The organism is Stenotrophomonas sp. YJH_SMC_80, assembly GCF_059372495.1.
In genome coordinates this window covers 14,323-29,298 of record NZ_JCAFVP010000010.1, presented here as the reverse complement: position 1 = coordinate 29,298, position 14,976 = coordinate 14,323, and the positions used below count along the sequence as shown (strand labels likewise).

14 protein-coding genes are annotated in these 14,976 nt (G+C 68.6%); 1 reads left to right on the top strand and 13 read right to left on the bottom strand.

Annotated elements, in window-relative coordinates; genetic code table 11:
• Window positions 1-133: 133 nt before the first annotated feature.
• The 10 genes from hisIE to hisS all read right to left on the bottom strand — a co-directional run bounded on the left by hisIE (window position 134) and on the right by hisS (window position 9,258).
• Window positions 134-754, bottom strand: coding sequence for a bifunctional phosphoribosyl-AMP cyclohydrolase/phosphoribosyl-ATP diphosphatase HisIE (gene hisIE / locus AC5P99_RS15725; RefSeq protein ID WP_088436203.1), 621 nt, complete (start codon window positions 752-754; stop codon window positions 134-136).
• Entirely contained in the window at window positions 744-1,520 is a 777-nt protein-coding gene (gene hisF, locus AC5P99_RS15720) for an imidazole glycerol phosphate synthase subunit HisF (protein WP_088436202.1), read from the bottom strand. Before hisF ends, hisIE begins: the two co-directional genes overlap by 11 nt.
• Window positions 1,514-2,248 (bottom strand): 1-(5-phosphoribosyl)-5-[(5-phosphoribosylamino)methylideneamino]imidazole-4-carboxamide isomerase, encoded by a 735-nt coding sequence (hisA, locus tag AC5P99_RS15715; RefSeq protein ID WP_049395190.1) that lies wholly within the window; start codon window positions 2,246-2,248, stop codon window positions 1,514-1,516. Before hisA ends, hisF begins: the two co-directional genes overlap by 7 nt.
• Window positions 2,245-2,847: an imidazole glycerol phosphate synthase subunit HisH gene (hisH, locus tag AC5P99_RS15710; protein ID WP_049449720.1), complete on the bottom strand. Its 603-nt coding sequence runs from the start codon at window positions 2,845-2,847 to the stop codon at window positions 2,245-2,247. Before hisH ends, hisA begins: the two co-directional genes overlap by 4 nt.
• The gene (hisB, locus tag AC5P99_RS15705; protein WP_049449719.1) at window positions 2,844-3,917 is read right to left on the bottom strand and encodes a bifunctional histidinol-phosphatase/imidazoleglycerol-phosphate dehydratase HisB; all 1,074 of its coding nucleotides are present in this window, start codon (window positions 3,915-3,917) and stop codon (window positions 2,844-2,846) included. The genes hisH and hisB overlap by 4 nt, the downstream gene beginning before the upstream one ends.
• Window positions 3,914-5,008, bottom strand: coding sequence for a histidinol-phosphate transaminase (hisC, locus tag AC5P99_RS15700; protein WP_049449718.1), 1,095 nt, complete (start codon window positions 5,006-5,008; stop codon window positions 3,914-3,916). The genes hisB and hisC overlap by 4 nt, the downstream gene beginning before the upstream one ends.
• Window positions 5,005-6,300 carry a histidinol dehydrogenase gene (hisD, locus tag AC5P99_RS15695; RefSeq protein WP_088436201.1) on the bottom strand — a complete coding sequence of 432 codons (1,296 nt, stop codon included), beginning with the start codon at window positions 6,298-6,300 and terminating at the stop codon, window positions 5,005-5,007. Before hisD ends, hisC begins: the two co-directional genes overlap by 4 nt.
• The gene (hisG, locus tag AC5P99_RS15690; RefSeq protein WP_088436200.1) at window positions 6,297-7,208 is read right to left on the bottom strand and encodes an ATP phosphoribosyltransferase; all 912 of its coding nucleotides are present in this window, start codon (window positions 7,206-7,208) and stop codon (window positions 6,297-6,299) included. Before hisG ends, hisD begins: the two co-directional genes overlap by 4 nt.
• A 34-nt stretch (window positions 7,209-7,242) precedes the next feature.
• On the bottom strand, window positions 7,243-7,551 hold the full coding sequence (locus AC5P99_RS15685) for a YerC/YecD family TrpR-related protein (protein WP_005416326.1): 309 nt from the start codon (window positions 7,549-7,551) through the stop codon (window positions 7,243-7,245).
• A 312-nt stretch (window positions 7,552-7,863) separates the two neighbouring features.
• Entirely contained in the window at window positions 7,864-9,258 is a 1,395-nt protein-coding gene (hisS, locus tag AC5P99_RS15680; protein ID WP_005413164.1) for a histidine--tRNA ligase, read from the bottom strand.
• 126 nt (window positions 9,259-9,384) lie between these two features.
• On the opposite strand from hisS, the gene AC5P99_RS15675 reads away from it, so the two are divergent.
• Entirely contained in the window at window positions 9,385-10,137 is a 753-nt protein-coding gene (locus AC5P99_RS15675) for a Crp/Fnr family transcriptional regulator (RefSeq protein ID WP_005409422.1), read from the top strand.
• A gap of 102 nt (window positions 10,138-10,239) precedes the next feature.
• Here the strand turns inward: AC5P99_RS15675 and thrC are convergent, their stop codons facing one another.
• From thrC to thrA, 3 genes are read right to left on the bottom strand one after another with little or no spacing between them, the layout of a single operon-like run.
• Entirely contained in the window at window positions 10,240-11,526 is a 1,287-nt protein-coding gene (gene thrC, locus AC5P99_RS15670) for a threonine synthase (RefSeq protein WP_049396337.1), read from the bottom strand.
• Window positions 11,527-11,555: 29 nt separating this feature from the next.
• A complete protein-coding gene (locus AC5P99_RS15665; protein WP_049396335.1) occupies window positions 11,556-12,470 on the bottom strand; it encodes a homoserine kinase in 915 nt (304 codons plus the stop codon).
• On the bottom strand, window positions 12,467-14,971 hold the full coding sequence (gene thrA / locus AC5P99_RS15660; protein WP_495213317.1) for a bifunctional aspartate kinase/homoserine dehydrogenase I: 2,505 nt from the start codon (window positions 14,969-14,971) through the stop codon (window positions 12,467-12,469). Before thrA ends, AC5P99_RS15665 begins: the two co-directional genes overlap by 4 nt.
• Window positions 14,972-14,976: the final 5 nt, after the last annotated feature.

Below are 14,976 nucleotides of genomic sequence, written 5' to 3'. Positions count from 1 at the left end.
CCGCCTATTGTAGATTCCGTTGATGACATCGCGCACGCGATGACGCATTGCCGGTAGTGTCGGCCGCTGGCCGGCAACCTCATGATCGTCGGGCATCTGGGGCTTGCCGGCCAGCGGCCGGCACTACCCCACTTCAACGATGGCGTTTTTCCAGTACCGCGCGCGCATCATCCAGCGACAAGCCACGCGCGCGCAGCAGCACCAGCAGGTGATACAGCAGGTCCGAAGCCTCGCCGAGCAGCGCTTCGTCATCCTGGGCCACCGCCGCCAGGGCGGTCTCCACGCCCTCCTCGCCCACCTTCTGCGCGATACGGCGGATGCCGCCCTCGAACAGGCTGGTCGTATAGCTGCCCGGCGGACGCTGCGCCTCACGCATCGCCACCAGCTGGCCCAGCCCGCCCAGGAAATCCTTCGGCGCCTGGTCGAAGCAGCTCTCTGCACCGGTGTGGCAGGTTGGCCCCGCCGGCCGTGCCATCATCAGCAAAGTATCGGCATCGCAGTCGACGCTGATCGACTGCACCACCAGCACGTTGCCGGACTGCTCGCCCTTGGTCCACAACCGCTGCTTGCTGCGGCTGAAGAAGGTCATGTGGCCGATGGCCAGCGTGGCCGCCAGCGATTCGGCACTCACATAGCCCAGCATCAGTACCTGCAGGGTATCGGCATCCTGAACCACCGCCGGCAGCAGGCCGTCACCCTTGGCCCAATCCAGCGCCTGCAATGCGTCCAACGACGGCCTGACTTCAATAGACATCCCGCACCTCGATCTGCTGTCCGCGCAGGTAGCGCTTCAATTCTGGAATGGCGATGGCGCCGCTGTGGAACACGCTGGCGGCCAGCGCGCCGTCGACGTCGGCCTGGTCGAAGGCTTCGGCGAAGTGCGCCATCGCACCCGCACCGCCGGAGGCGATCAGCGGCACCTGGCACAGGGCCCTCGCCTGCTGCAGCTGCACGACATCGTAGCCACGGCGTACGCCATCGCTGTCCATGCAGTTCAGCACGATCTCACCGGCGCCCCGCCGTTGCGCCTCGACAATCCAGTCCAGGGTGCGCAGCGGCACCGCCTGGGTCTTGTCCGGGTCGCCGCTGAAACGCCGCACCCGCCACTGGCCATCCGCTTCGCGTACCGAGTCGACACCGACCACCACGCACTGCACGCCGAACTCGTCCGCCAGCTCGGTGATCAGCTCCGGGCGCCCCAGCGCCGGCGAGTTGATCGACACCTTGTCGGCACCGGCAAACAGCACGCGGCGCGCGGTCTCCACGCTGTCGATGCCACCGGCCACGCAGAACGGAATGTCGATCAGCCGCGCGATGCGCTCGATCCACGCCACGTCGACCGAACGCGCCTCGGGGCTGGCGCCGATGTCATAGAACACCAGCTCGTCCGCCCCCTGGTCGCGATAGCGCTGCGCCAACTCGGCGATGTCGCCCATGTCGACGTGGTCGCGGAAGCGCACGCCCTTGACCACGCGGCCATCGCGCACGTCCAGGCAGGGAATGATGCGGCGGCTCAACATGCCAGCGCCTCCGCCAGGTCCATGCGCTGCTCCAGCAGTGCCTTGCCGAGGATCGCACCGCCACAGCCGGCGGCACGCGCCTCGGCCACATCGGCCACGTCGCGGATGCCTCCGGAGGCCTGCACCGCCACCCCCGGCAGCAACCCCGACAAGTGCCGGTAGAGGCAGATGTTGGGCCCGGCCAGCATGCCGTCCCGGGCGATGTCGGTACACAGCAGGTGGCGCATGCCGGCGCGCGCGTAGCGCTGAGCCAGCTCATCCAGGGTCACCCCGGCGTTCTCGGTCCAGCCGTGCACCGGCAGCTGCCACTGCCCCTGTGCGTCCTGGCGCGCGTCCAGCGCAATCGTGATGCGCTCGGCGCCGAATTCCTCCAGCCAGCCGACCACTTCATCGGGGCGACGCACCGCCAGCGAGCCGACCACCACGCGACCGGCGCCGGCATCGAGGATGCGCGCCACATCGTCGCGGCCGCGCACGCCACCGCCGGTCTGCACCTGCAGCGATGTCTGCGCGCGGATCGACGACAGTAGCGGCGCCAGCGTATAGCCACCGGCGCGCGCAGCGTCCAGATCGACCAGATGCATCCACTGCGCACCCTGCGCGGCGAAGGCCTGCGCGCGTGGCAACGGATCGTCGCCATACGAGGTTTCCTGCGCGTAGTCGCCCTGGCGCAGCCGCACCACGCGGCCGTCGCGGATATCCAGCGCGGGGTAGACGATGAAACTCATGCAGCAGTGCCCTCGAGAAAATTGCGCAGCATCAGCGAGCCGGTCTCGCCGGAGCGCTCGGGGTGGAACTGTGCGCCGTAGTAACGCCCCTGCTCCACCACGGCAGTGAACAGGCCGCCGTGGTCGCAGGCAGCGACGGTGTGGGTATTGAGGGGCGCGGCGTAGCTGTGCACGAAGTAGGCGCTGGCACGCTCCGGCACGCCGCGCAGCAGCAGCGATTCGCGCAGCGGCAGCAGGCGGTTCCAGCCCATGTGCGGCACCCGGATGCCGCAGGCCGGCACCAGCTTGCGCACCACGCCGGGAATCAGGCCCAGTGTCTCCACACCCGCCTCCTCGGAGCGTTCGAACAGCAGCTGCATGCCCAGGCAGATTCCCATCAGCGGCACCTCCAGTCGCCGCAGCGGTTCCACCAGGCCTTGCGCATGCAGGCGCTGCATGCCGGGACCCGCGGCGCCGACGCCGGGCAGGATCACCCGCTGCGCACCGACCAGACCGTCCGCATCGCGCACCAGCCGCACCGTCGCACCCAGGCGCTCCAATGCGTAGCGCACCGAGCCGAGGTTGGCGCCGCCGGCGTCGATCAGCGCAACGTCGCTCACAGCGCCCCCTTGGTGGAAGGCAGCGCGGTGCCCTGGCGGGCCAATGCCGGGCGCAATGCGCGCGCCAGCGCCTTGAAGCAGGCCTCCACCTTGTGGTGATCGTTGTCGCCGCGTACCTGCAGGTTGAGGTTCAGGCCGCTGGCATCGCACAGCGAGCGGAAGAAATGCGGCACCAGCTCGGTCGGCATGTCGCCCACGCGCTCGCGCTTGAACTCGCCCTCGAACACGAAGTACGGGCGGCCACTGAAGTCCAGTGCAGCACTGGCCAGCGTCTCGTCCATTGGCAGCGTGAAGCCGTAGCGGCCGATGCCGCGCTTGTCGCCCAGCGCCTCGCGCAGCGCCTGGCCCAGGGCCAGCCCGGTGTCTTCGATGGTGTGGTGCTCATCGATGTGCAGGTCGCCCTTGGCCTGGATGTCCAGCGCGAAGCCGCCATGCTTGCCGATCTGTTCCAGCATGTGGTCGAAGAACGGCAATCCGGTGGCGATGCGTGCATCAGCGGCACGGTCCAGGTCCAGTTCGACGCGGATTTTCGTCTCTTTCGTGTTGCGCTGGACCACTGCGGTACGCGGCGCGTCGGCCAGCGCGTGGGCGATGCCCGGCCAGTCCCACTCGCCCCCGAACTGCTCGGTGCGCAGCTGGAAACCGCGGATGTTGAGGTTGTCAGCGAACTGCAGGTCGGTGATCCGGTCACCCACCATGCCCGAACGCGCCCAGTCGATGCTGCGGTCCTGCAGGTAGGCGGTCATCAGGCCGATGCCCGGCTTGCGGGTCGGCGCATTGTCCTGGGGCCAACTGCAATCGATCAGTACGTCACGGAAGGTGATGCCCTGGCTCTCGAAGATCTGCAGCATCAGCTCGTTGGGGCCATCGAAGCTGGCGCGCGGGTAGCTGTCGCTGCCGAGGCCATCCTGGTTGGTGACGATCACGAACTGGTAGCCGGCATCCCGCAGCTTCAGCAGCGCCGGGATCACCTGCGGCACGAAGCGCAGCTTCTCGTAGGCATCGATCTGGAAATCGGACGGCTCCTCGATGAGGGTGCCGTCGCGGTCGATGAACAGGATCGGGGTCATGCTGCGGCCCTCCGCGCCGACAGGGCCGCAAGCACGCGGTCATTCTCTTCGGGACTGCCGATGCTGATGCGCAATGCATCACCCAGCTGCGGCGCGGCGCGCTGGTCGCGCACCACCACACCGGCATTCAGCAACGTGTCGAACGCCGCCTGCGCATCGGCGAAGCGGACCAGCAGGTAGTTGCCGGACGAGGCATACACCCGGCGTACACCGGGCAGGCTGGCCAGTGCCGTTCGCAGGCGCTCGCGTTCAGCGATGACCGTGGCCACGCGCTCGGCGGTGCGCGCCAGCGCGGCCGGCTGCAGTGCCTGCACGGCCAGTTCCGCGCACGGCGTCGGCACCGGGTACGGCGCCTGGCAGCGACGAAGCAGGGCAATCAGCTCCGAGGCAGCGATCAGCGTGCCAACGCGGGCGGCCGCGAGCGCGTGCGCCTTCGACAGCGTGCGCAGCACCGCCAGATTGGCGTGCGCGGCCAGCAACGTGGTCGCCGACGGCCGTTGTGCATACTCGACATAGGCCTCGTCCACCACGACCAGCGCCTGCCCGCGCAGCGCAACCGCCACGCGCTCGACCTCATCCAGGGCGATGTCACTGCCGGCCGGGTTCGACGGCGCACACAGGAACACCAGCTTGGCACCCTGCGCCTTGGCCGCGTCGATCACCGCATCCAGATCGGTGCGCAGTCCATCCTCGCTGTCCACCAGCGGCACTTCAATCAAGGCGGCACCCTGCAGGCGTGCGCAGACGGCGTACATGCCAAACACCGGCGGCGTGACCAGCACGCCATCGCGACCCGGCACGCACAGCGCGCGCACCAGCAGATCAATGGCTTCGTCGCTGCCGCGACCGATCAGCAGCTGCTGTGGCGTCACGCCGTACATCGCCGCCAGTCCCTCACGCAATGCCAACGGCTGCGGTTCGGGATAGCGCCGGCTGCTGCCCGCGGCATCAGCGGGATTGGCCCAGGCCGATTCATTGGCGTTCAACCAGACCTCGCCCTGCACCGCCGCACTGCGCGCCGAACTGTAACCGGCGAACGCCTGCAGGTCCGGGCGCACCAGCGCCAGCACATCTTCGATCGCCGTGCTCATGCTGCCACCTCCATGCGCAGGGCAACCGCACGCTCATGCGCATCCAGGCCTTCGGCACTGGCGATGATGCGCGCGCAGCCGCCGATTGCCGCCAATCCCGCGGCGCTGGCGCTCTGCACGCTGATCAGGTTCTGGAAGCTGGCGACGCTGACGCCACTGTAGGCACGCGCGGCACCGGCGGTCGGCAGCACGTGGTTGGTGCCGCTGCAGTAGTCGCCCAGTGCTTCGGGCGTGTAATCCCCCAGGAACACCGAGCCGGCCGCCTGCACCTTGTCCAGCCACGCGCGCGCATCACGCAGCGCCAGGATCAGGTGCTCCGGCGCATAGCGGTTGCTGATCGCGAAGGCTTCGTCCAACGAATCGACCTGGATCAGCCGCGAGGCCGACAGCGCCTGGCGTGCGATCTGCTGGCGCGGCAGCAAGGCCACCTGGCGCTCGACTTCGGCCTCGACCGCCGCCAGCATCGCGGCATCGTCGGTCAGCAGCAGCACCTGCGAATCCGGGCCGTGCTCGGCCTGCGATAGCAGGTCGGCTGCGACGAACGCCGGGTTTGCACCTGCATCGGCAATCACCAGCACTTCGGAGGGACCGGCCGGCATGTCGATGGCGGCGGCGCCGTCCTGTGCGACCTGCTGCTTGGCTTCGGTCACGAAGCTGTTGCCCGGCCCGAACAGCTTGTCACAGGCCGGAATGCTGGCGGTGCCGTAAGCCATCGCAGCGATGGCCTGGGCGCCGCCCAGCTTGAACACGCGCTGCACGCCGGTCAGGCGTGCGGCCACCAGCACCGCAGGATCGGCCGTGCCGTCGGCGCGTGGCGGCGTGCACAGCACCACCTGCGGGCAGCCGGCCAGCTGCGCGGGCACGCCCAGCATCAACGCGGTGGACGGCAGCGGTGCGCTGCCGGCCGGCACGTACAGGCCGACGCGGCCGATCGGCCGCAGCATGCGTTCGCAGACCACGCCCGGCGCGGTTTCCACCGCATACCCCGTACCCACGCCGGCGGCGTGAAAGCGGGCGATGCGTTCGGCAGCTTCGACCATCGCCTGGCGCAGTTCGGCGGGGACGGCGGCATCGGCCGCTGCGAACTCGGCTTCGCTCACTTCGAACGATCGCAGCTCGACACCGTCGAAACGTGCGGTGATCGCGCGCAGCGCGTCGTCGCCCTGTGTGCGCACCTGTGCAATCAGCGTCGCCACCGCGTCGCGGGTCTGCTGCGCCACGGTCTGCACCGGGCGGGTCAGCGCCGCGCTGCGCGCGGTCTCATCAAGTCGGGACCAGATCAGACGGTTCATGCCAGCGACCGCTCCACGCTCAACACCATCAGGCCCTGCGCGCCAGCGCGCTCGAGTTCTTCCATGCGCTGCCAGCTCAGCGGGCCGGGGCACATGGTCTGCAGGCGCAGCGCGCCGCCATCGGCCGGCAGCCGCACCAGCGGCTCGGCATCGGCCAGCAGCTGCGACAGCGCGTCGACGCGATCCTCGCTGGCGCGGAACATCAGCAGCTTGCGGTCCTGCCGCTGTACCACGCCATCGAGGCGGCGCAGCAGCATCGCGCGCAGCGATGCACGCGCATCATCCGGCACGCGCACCGCACCCGCCAGCACCGCCTCGCTGTCGAGCAGGTTGTGCACCGGGGTCAGCTGGTTGGCGCGCAGCGTGGCGCCGCTGGAGACGAGGTCGCAGATCAGGTCGGCGGTACCCAGTCGCGGGGCGATTTCCACCGATCCGGACAGCTCGACCACCTGTGCATCCACACCCTGCTCGGCCAGCCACTGCTTGAGGATGGCCGGGTAGCTGGTGGCGATGCGGGTGCCGGCCAGCTGCGCCGGACCCTGCCATTGCCACTCCTCCGGCACCGCCAGCATCAGCCGGCACTGGCCGAAGCCCAGCCCGCGCAGCGCCTGGTAGGCATCCGGCAGGCCGACCTGGCGACGTGCCGCGGCCTGCTCGTCCAGCTCGTTGCGACCGACGATGCCGAGGTCGCAGACGCCGTCGGCGATCAGGCCGGGGATGTCGTCGTCGCGCACCAGCAGCAGGTCCACCGGCAGCGATTCGCCGTAGCAGAACAGCTTGTCGCGGCTCTCGCGCCAGCTCAGGCCGCAGGCGCTGAGTAGGTTGCGCGCGGGTTCGGCCAGCCGGCCACTCTTCTGGATGGCGATACGCAGCCGGTCTCGTGCCGGCGCTGCCTGGGTTGCACTCATGGGGGAGGTCTCGAAGTTCGGAACGGGGCGCGGATCAGCGCGAGGCAAGGCGGTCGATGGCGGCGGCATAGCCTCGATGGCCATGCTCAAGGGTGCGTGCCACCCGTCCGGTGGTGGTCACGCTGACCCCGGTGCGCTCGTGGATCTCGCGATACGGCACGCCCTGCTGCAGCAGCGGCACCACCTTCCAGCGGTCAGCCATGGCTTCCAGCTCGGCCGGTGTGCACAGATCGCGCAGGAAGGCCTCGACCTGTTCCGGCTCGCGCAGGGCGGCAAAGGCCCGGGCCAGGGCTTCAAGGTCGGCCTTCGGGTCTTTGGCGGCAATTTCGGGGCGGGCTTTCACGGGGTCGTTTCCATGCATCAATGTAATAGCGCGTTAGTACATTAGCGCATTCTTGCGCAGTGCGTCAAATCGAGGGTTGAGGGTGCGGCAGGGCTGCTGCCCTGCACCCGCACCCGCAGAGGCCGGAGCATCGGCACAGCTGGGTTCCGGACCGACCCCGCCCTCGACAGGTGGTCACGAGCTGTCGGGACTGCCGGGGTCGGATCTGTTTTCCAGAGGAAAACGGCCCTGACCCCGGAACGAGGCCCGGAAACGAAAACGCCCACCGGTTGGTGGGCGTTTCGTTGAAGCGCTGCATGCTGCCAGGGGCCGTTACATCACCTTCGACTGCTCCAGCTCGACCTGCAGGGTGCTGGCCAACTCGTCACGGGAGACTTCGAACTGCTGCTCGCGCAGCAGGTCCTTCACTGCCACCACGCCGCGCGCCAGCTCGTCCTCACCGGCCAGCACCACGAAGCGGATACCGGCCTTGGCGGCGTACTGGAACTGCTTGCCGATCTTCTTCGGCTCCATCTGCACTTCGGTGTTGATGCCACCGGCGCGCAGGCGGCGCGCGATGTCCAGCGACTGCGGCATGCCCTGCTCGTCCATCAGCGCCACCAGCGCCTGCACGCTGCTGCCCTCGATGCCATCGATCAGGCCGGCTTCGCGCAGCTGCCAGAACAGGCGCGACAGGCCGATGGAGATGCCCACGCCCGGCAGCTTCGACTTGCTGTAGTGGCTGGCCAGGTCTTCGTAGCGGCCGCCCGAGCAGATCGAACCGATCTGCGGGTGGTCGGTCAGCGTGGTCTCGTAGACGGTGCCGGTGTAGTAGTCCAGGCCGCGCGCAATGGAGAAATTCAGGCAGTACGCGGTTTCCGGCACGCCCAGCGCCTGCACCAGCTGCAGCACTTCGCGCAGTTCGGCGACGCCGGTACGCAGGATCTCCGAAGAACCGGCGTCGGCTTCAAGCGTGGCCAGCTGCGCCAGTGCATCGGCATGGCCCTGCGAACGCACGGCCACGAACGCCAGGATCTTCTCGACCTGCTCGGCCGGAATCTCGAAGCCCTCGCCCACCAGCGTCTCGCGCACGTAATCGGCGCCGCGCTTGTCCAGCTTGTCCACTTCGCGCAGCACTGCCAGCTGGCGCTCGCCCTCGGCCACGCCCAGGCTCTCGAAGAAGCCACGCATCAGCTTGCGGTTGTTCAGCTGGATGCTGAAGTCACCAATGCGCAGTTCCGAGAACACCGCGTGGATGACCGCCAGCACTTCGGCGTCGTATCGCACGCTCAGGCTGTCCTTGCCGATCACGTCGATGTCGCACTGGTAGAACTCACGGAAGCGGCCGCGTTGGGCGCGCTCGCCGCGGTACACCCGCTGCATCTGGTAGCGACGGAACGGGAAGGTCAGTTCATGCTCGTGCTCGGCCACGTAGCGCGCCAGCGGCACGGTCAGGTCGAAGCGCAGCGCCATTTCCGGCAGCGAACGGTCACCCGATTCGGCGGCGTTGGCCAGCGCACCGGTGGACTGCACGAAATAAACCTGGCGCTCGGTCTCGCCACCGGACTTGGTCAGCAGCACGTCGGACAGCTCGAACACCGGCGTCTCCACCGGCAGGAACCCGAAGCGCTCGTAGTTGCGGCGGATGACGTCCAGCATGCGCTGGAACGCAATCTGCTCGCGCGGCAGCAGTTCAAGGGTGCCGGGCGGGGTACGGGGCTTGATCACGGGCGGAACTCCTGCTGGAACGGGACGTGGGAGGGGGCGACATTCTAGCGCCCCCGCCTCGGGCAGGGTCGAACGGCCGCTTGAAGTATCATAAGGCCCTCCCCGCCCGCGATACGCCCCCGCAACATGTCACGGCCTTCCGGCGCTCCGCCCGCCACCAACGATCCCGCCTCGCCGTCCTGCAACACGCTGGACTGCCTGCACTGCTCGGTTCGCCACCTTGCGGTGTGCTCGGCGCTGTCGCCCGATGAAGTGCAGGCACTGGAACAGGTCACCGTTTCCCAGCAGGTCAGCATGGGCAGTACCCTGGCCCGCACCGGCGAAGAGCGCGACCATGTCTATACATTGACCGGCGGCGCCCTGCGCCTGGTGCGCACCCTGGCCGATGGCCGCCGCCAGATCAATGGCTTCGTGCTTCCTGGCGACTACCTGGGCCTGAGCGGCAGTGACCACCACCGCTACGATATCGAGGCCATCGCAGACAGCCGCGTATGCCGTGTCGCGCTGCCGCAGATGAAGGCGCTTCGCAGCCGTTTCCCACACCTGGAACGCAAGCTGCTGCAGCGTGCCTGCCAGGAGCTGGACGCCGCGCAGGATGCCGCGCTGGCACTGGCGCGGCTGCAGCCGGCCGAGAAGGTGGCCGACTTCCTGCTGCGCCTGGCCGCGCGCGAGGCCAAGCTGGGTGGCGATGGCCTGCGCGTCTCGCTGCCGATGGGGCGTGGCGACATCGCCGACCATCTGGGCCTGACCATGGAAACGGTCAGCCGTACCTTCACCAAGCTGCGCCAGCAGGGGTTGATCGCCCTGCCCCACCTGAACGTGGTGGAGATCCTCGACGAGGACGGGTTGCGCACGCTGGCCGGTGAAGGGTTGATCTGACCGCATCGCGGTTGGCTGGGTTGCCGGCCAGCGGCCGGCACTACCAGGTGGACGCAGCACGGGTAGTGCCGACCGCTGGCCGGCAACCCCAGATGCCTTCGATCAACGCAGCAACACCTCACGCAACGCCGCATACTCCGCAGCCAACGGTTCCGCGTGCGCGGGCCGCTGCAGCAACGCATCCAGCGCCGGCGGCACGGCCACTGCTTCGCCAATCAAGGGCTCCACCACTGCCTCGAACTTGGCCGGATGTGCGGTAGCCACCACCGCCCAGTCGCCCTTGGCGCCGCGCGCACGCAGGTCCTGCAGCACCTTCACCGCTGTGGCCGTATGCGGGCAGAACAGTTCGCCGTTGCTGGCGTGCGCCGCCGCAATCGTCGCGCGGATGGTCACGTCATCCACCGCGAACGCGCGGAACGCAGCGCGCAGCTCGGCGTCATCTCCGAGGTAAAGCCAGCGCAGGCGTTCAAAGTTGCTGGGCGCCCCTACGTCCATTGCATTGGCCACGGTGGCCACGCTGGCCTGCGGCTGGTAGTCGCCGCCATTGAAGTACGCCGGCAGTACCGCATTGGCATTGGTGGCCAGCACGATCTGCCCGATCGGCACGCCCAGCGCGCGCGCCAGCACGGCCGCCATCGCATTGCCAAGGTTGCCGGTCGGCACCACCAGGTTGAGCCGGCGACGATGCGTCGCGTAATGGGACACCGCCGCATGCGCGTAATAACTCATCTGCGGCAGCAGGCGGCCGAGGCTGATGCTGTTGGCCGAACTCAGCGGCACCTGCGCCTGCAGTTCGCGGTCAGCCAGTGCCTGCTTGACCATCGCCTGGCAATCGTCGAAGGCGCCGGCCACGCGCAGCGCCTGGATGTTGTCGCCGAAACAACCGAGCTGATGCGCCTGGCGCGGTGACACGCGGCCATCCGGATACAGCACCACCACGCGCACGCCGGGCTGGCGATGGAAGGCCGCAGCAACGGCGGCGCCGGTATCGCCAGACGTGGCGACAACAATTGTCAGATCGCGGTCCTTGCCGGCCTGCAGCCGCGACAGTGCTCCGGCCAGGAAGCGCGCACCGATATCCTTGAACGCCGCCGTCGGCCCATGGAACAGCTCCAGCACATGGTCACCGCCGCCCAGTGGGCGCAGCGGCACCTGAAAGTCGAACGCTTCCCGGCAGATCGACGGCAACGCAGACTCCAGCGCGTCGCCGGAAAAGAACGGTGCCAGCAGATCGGCGGCGGTATCGGCCAGCGTTGCGCCGGCCCGCAGCTCACGTGCCGCCGGCAGCACCTGCGGAACATACAGCCCTCCATCGGGCGCCAATCCTGCAGCGATCGCCGCACTGAGGCCAACGGCCGGGGACTGACCCCGGGTCGAAACAAATTGCATGGGTTCGGTATCCAGTAACGGGGAAGGATTCAGCACAAGCGGGCTCCCGGTGCATCCAGCGGCGACACCCAGGCATCGCTGTCGAAACCGGCGGCGGCAAATGCCGCCTGCACCGGTGCGGCAGCGGCGCGGGCCTGGTCGGCGTCCTCGAACCAGGCGAACACGCTGGGTCCGGCACCGGAGATGCCCGCACCCATTGCATGGGCCGACAGCGCCGCATCGCGGGCTGCTTCGAAACCCGCAATCAGGCCGGCCCGCCGTGGCTCGACCAGCACATCGCGCAATCCAGCCCGCACCAGTGCCGCATCACTACGATGGCAACCACTGAGTACCAGCGCGAGGTTCGCACTCTGTGCCACGAATTCACCCAGCGCGTAGCTGCCCTGCAGCACCTGGCGCGCACGGCGTGTTTCCAGCACCGCGTGCGGATGCACCAGCAGGCTGTGCCAGGTCGCCGGCACCGGAATTGGCAGCAGGCGGTCGGCCGTACACAGCGCAAGACCACCCAGCAGCAGCGGCCCCACGTTGTCGCCGTGGCGGCCACCGCTGGCCACCGCCTCGCCGTCGAGCGCAAACGGATACAGCGCCTCGCGCGACAGCGGTACATCCAGCAGCGCGTTGGCGGCAACCAGCGCCGCAACGCATGACGCTGCCGAACCGCCCATGCCGGAACCGAACGGAATGCCCTTGTCGATCTCCACCGCGAATCCGAAATTCAGGCCCAGGCCTTCGCGCAGTGACATCAGCGCAGCGCCCGCGGTGTTCCCGGCTGCCTCCAGCGGCAGCTCGACCGCACTGCCACGGATCGCTTCGATGCGCACCAGCGGCTCGTCGATGCGGCGCACGCTCACGGTATCGCCAACACCGGCGATGGCATGACCAAGAATGTCGAAGCCCACCGCCACGTTGGCCACCGAGGCCGGCGCGAACGCACGTGCGATCACAGGCGCGCTCCTTCACCGGCCGCGACCCGCAGCAGGTCGGCAAACACACCGGCGGCGGTGACTTCCGGGCCGGCGCCCGGACCCTGCACCACCAACGGGTTGTCGCAGTAGCGACGGGTACGGAACTGCACCACGTTGTCGGTCAACCGAAGGTTGGCGAAGGCGTGGTCGGCGGGCAGTTCCTGCAGGCCCACCGAGGCACCGTCAGCGCCCAGCTGTGCCACGTAGCGCAGCACCGCGCCACGCGCCCGCGCGTCCTGCAACCGCTGCAACAGGCTGGCATCGGACTCGCCCAGACGCGCCATGAAGTCATCCACGCTGCCATCGCGCAGCAGCGCCGGCACCAGGCTTTCCACCTGTACCTGTTCCAGGCTGAGCGCGTGGCCGGCCTCGCGGGCGAGGATCACCAGCTTGCGCGCCACGTCCACGCCCGAAAGATCATCGCGCGGGTCCGGCTCGGTGTAGCCCATCGACCGCGCCTGCGCGACCAGCTGCGAAAACGGCTGACTGCCGTCGAAGCGGTTGAACAGCCACGCCAGCGTGCCGGAGAAGATGCCTTCGATCGCCAGCACCTCGTCGCCCGTATCGACCAGATCACGCAGCGTGGTGATCACCGGCAGGCCCGCGCCCACCGTGGCTTCGTAGCGGAAGCGCGCACCACTGGCCGCCGCAGCAGCGCGGATGCGCTGGTAGCGCGGCAGCGGGCCAGCACCGGCCTGCTTGTTCGGAGTCACCACGTGGATGCCGGCGGCCAGCCAGCCCTCATAGCGCTCGGCCACGTCGGCGCTGCCACTGCAGTCGATCACCACCGCATGCGGCAGGTGCGCGGCCAGCAGGTGTTCGGTGAAGCGATCCAGGTCGCTGGGCTCGCCCGCGTCCCGCAATGCCTCCCGCCAATCGGCGTGCAGGCCATCCACTTCCAGCCGCATGCGCGAACGCGAGGCCAGCGCGCGCAGGCGAAGATCCACATTGGCCTTGGCCAGCAGCTGCGGGCGGGCCGCCAGCAGCTGGTCCAGCAGTGCCGCACCGACGTTGCCCGGCCCGATCACACCGACCGCGAACGTCTGCGGCGACAGCCAGAAGCCCGCATGTGCGGCCCGCAATGCGCGGGTGGCATCGGCACTGTCCACCGCCACAGAAATATTGCGCTCCGACGAGCCCTGCGCGATCGCCAGGATGTTCACCTGCGCGCGTCCCAGCGCCTCGAACAGGCGCGCCGCAACACCGGGATGGCCGGCCATGCCGTCACCCACTGCCGCCAGCACGCTGACGCCCTCACTGACCTGCACCCGCTGCACCTGCCCTACCGACAGTTCATGCGCGAACGCGTGCAGCAGTGCCTCACGGCCACGCGCCGCTTCGGCAGCGCGCACCACGCAGCAGATCGAATGCTCTGACGAACCCTGCGAGATCATCACCACCGACACCTGCGCCTGGCGCAGCGCCGCGAACACGCGCTCGGCGGTACCGGGCACACCGATCAGGCCGGTGCCTTCCAGGTTCAACAGGGACAGCCCGGGGCTCAGGGTCAGGCCCTTCACCGGCCCGCGCGGCGAGCGCTCGGCGCTGATGCGCGTCCCCGGATGCGCCGGCTGGAAGGTATTGCGGATGAAGATCGGCAAGCCGAGGCGGATCGCCGGCGACATCGTCTGCGGGTGCACCACCTTGGCGCCGAAATAAGCCAGCTCGCAGGCCTCGTCGTAGCTCAGTGATTCCAGCTGCACCGCTTCGGGCACCAGTCGCGGGTCGGCCGACAGCACACCGTCGACGTCGGTCCAGATGTGCAGTTCATCGGCATTGAACAACGCGGCGAAGATCGCGCCGGAATAGTCGCTGCCGTTGCGGCCGAGCGTGGTGATGCGGTCATGGCGGTCACGGGCAACGAAACCGGTGGCGACCAGGCGCATCTGCGGATGCCGCAGGCGCCACTTGGCCAGACGGTCCGCGCTGGATTCCCAGTCGACATCCACGCCCAGTTCGCCATGCCCGACCACCAGCACGTCGCGTGCATCGAGTACCGCACAGTCTTCGCCCAAGGCACGCAGGTGGGTGCCAAGCAGCTGCGCGGAGAATACTTCGCCCAGGCCCTGCACGCGGTCGAGCACTTCGCGCGGCAGCTCGCCGATCACCGCCAGCGCCGCCAGCACTTCGGCCAGTTGATCGAAGCGGGCGTCGATCCACTCGACGGTCTCGCCCACCTGCTCGCCCAGCAGGGCCACGGCGGCGCCACGGTGACGCGCGCGCAGCGCATGCCAGGCCTCGCGCCAGCCTTCGTCGCCCTTGGCCGCCAGCTGGGCCAGTTCGATCAGCGCGTCAGTGACGCCCTTCATTGCCGAAACGACAGTGACCTGCAGCGATTCGGGACGGGCCAGCAGCAGGCCCGCAACATGGCGGTAGCGTTCGGCATCGGCCACCGAGGTGCCGCCGAACTTGTGCACGACGATGGACGGTGCAGCCAGATCGGCCGGGGCAACGGGATGAGCGGGGGCGTGGGAAGACATGCAGA

Coding starts and splice junctions, on each gene's coding strand:
- hisIE (WP_088436203.1), bottom strand. CDS start 754: ATGTCTATTGAAGTCAGGCCGTCGTTGGACGCATTGCAGGCGCTGGAT.
- hisF (WP_088436202.1), bottom strand. CDS start 1,520: ATGTTGAGCCGCCGCATCATTCCCTGCCTGGACGTGCGCGATGGCCGC.
- hisA (WP_049395190.1), bottom strand. CDS start 2,248: ATGAGTTTCATCGTCTACCCCGCGCTGGATATCCGCGACGGCCGCGTG.
- hisB (WP_049449719.1), bottom strand. CDS start 3,917: ATGACCCCGATCCTGTTCATCGACCGCGACGGCACCCTCATCGAGGAG.
- hisC (WP_049449718.1), bottom strand. CDS start 5,008: ATGAGCACGGCGATCGAAGATGTGCTGGCGCTGGTGCGCCCGGACCTG.
- hisD (WP_088436201.1), bottom strand. CDS start 6,300: ATGAACCGTCTGATCTGGTCCCGACTTGATGAGACCGCGCGCAGCGCG.
- hisG (WP_088436200.1), bottom strand. CDS start 7,208: ATGAGTGCAACCCAGGCAGCGCCGGCACGAGACCGGCTGCGTATCGCC.
- AC5P99_RS15675 (WP_005409422.1), top strand. CDS start 9,385: ATGTCACGGCCTTCCGGCGCTCCGCCCGCCACCAACGATCCCGCCTCG.
- thrC (WP_049396337.1), bottom strand. CDS start 11,526: ATGCAATTTGTTTCGACCCGGGGTCAGTCCCCGGCCGTTGGCCTCAGT.
- thrA (WP_495213317.1), bottom strand. CDS start 14,971: ATGTCTTCCCACGCCCCCGCTCATCCCGTTGCCCCGGCCGATCTGGCT.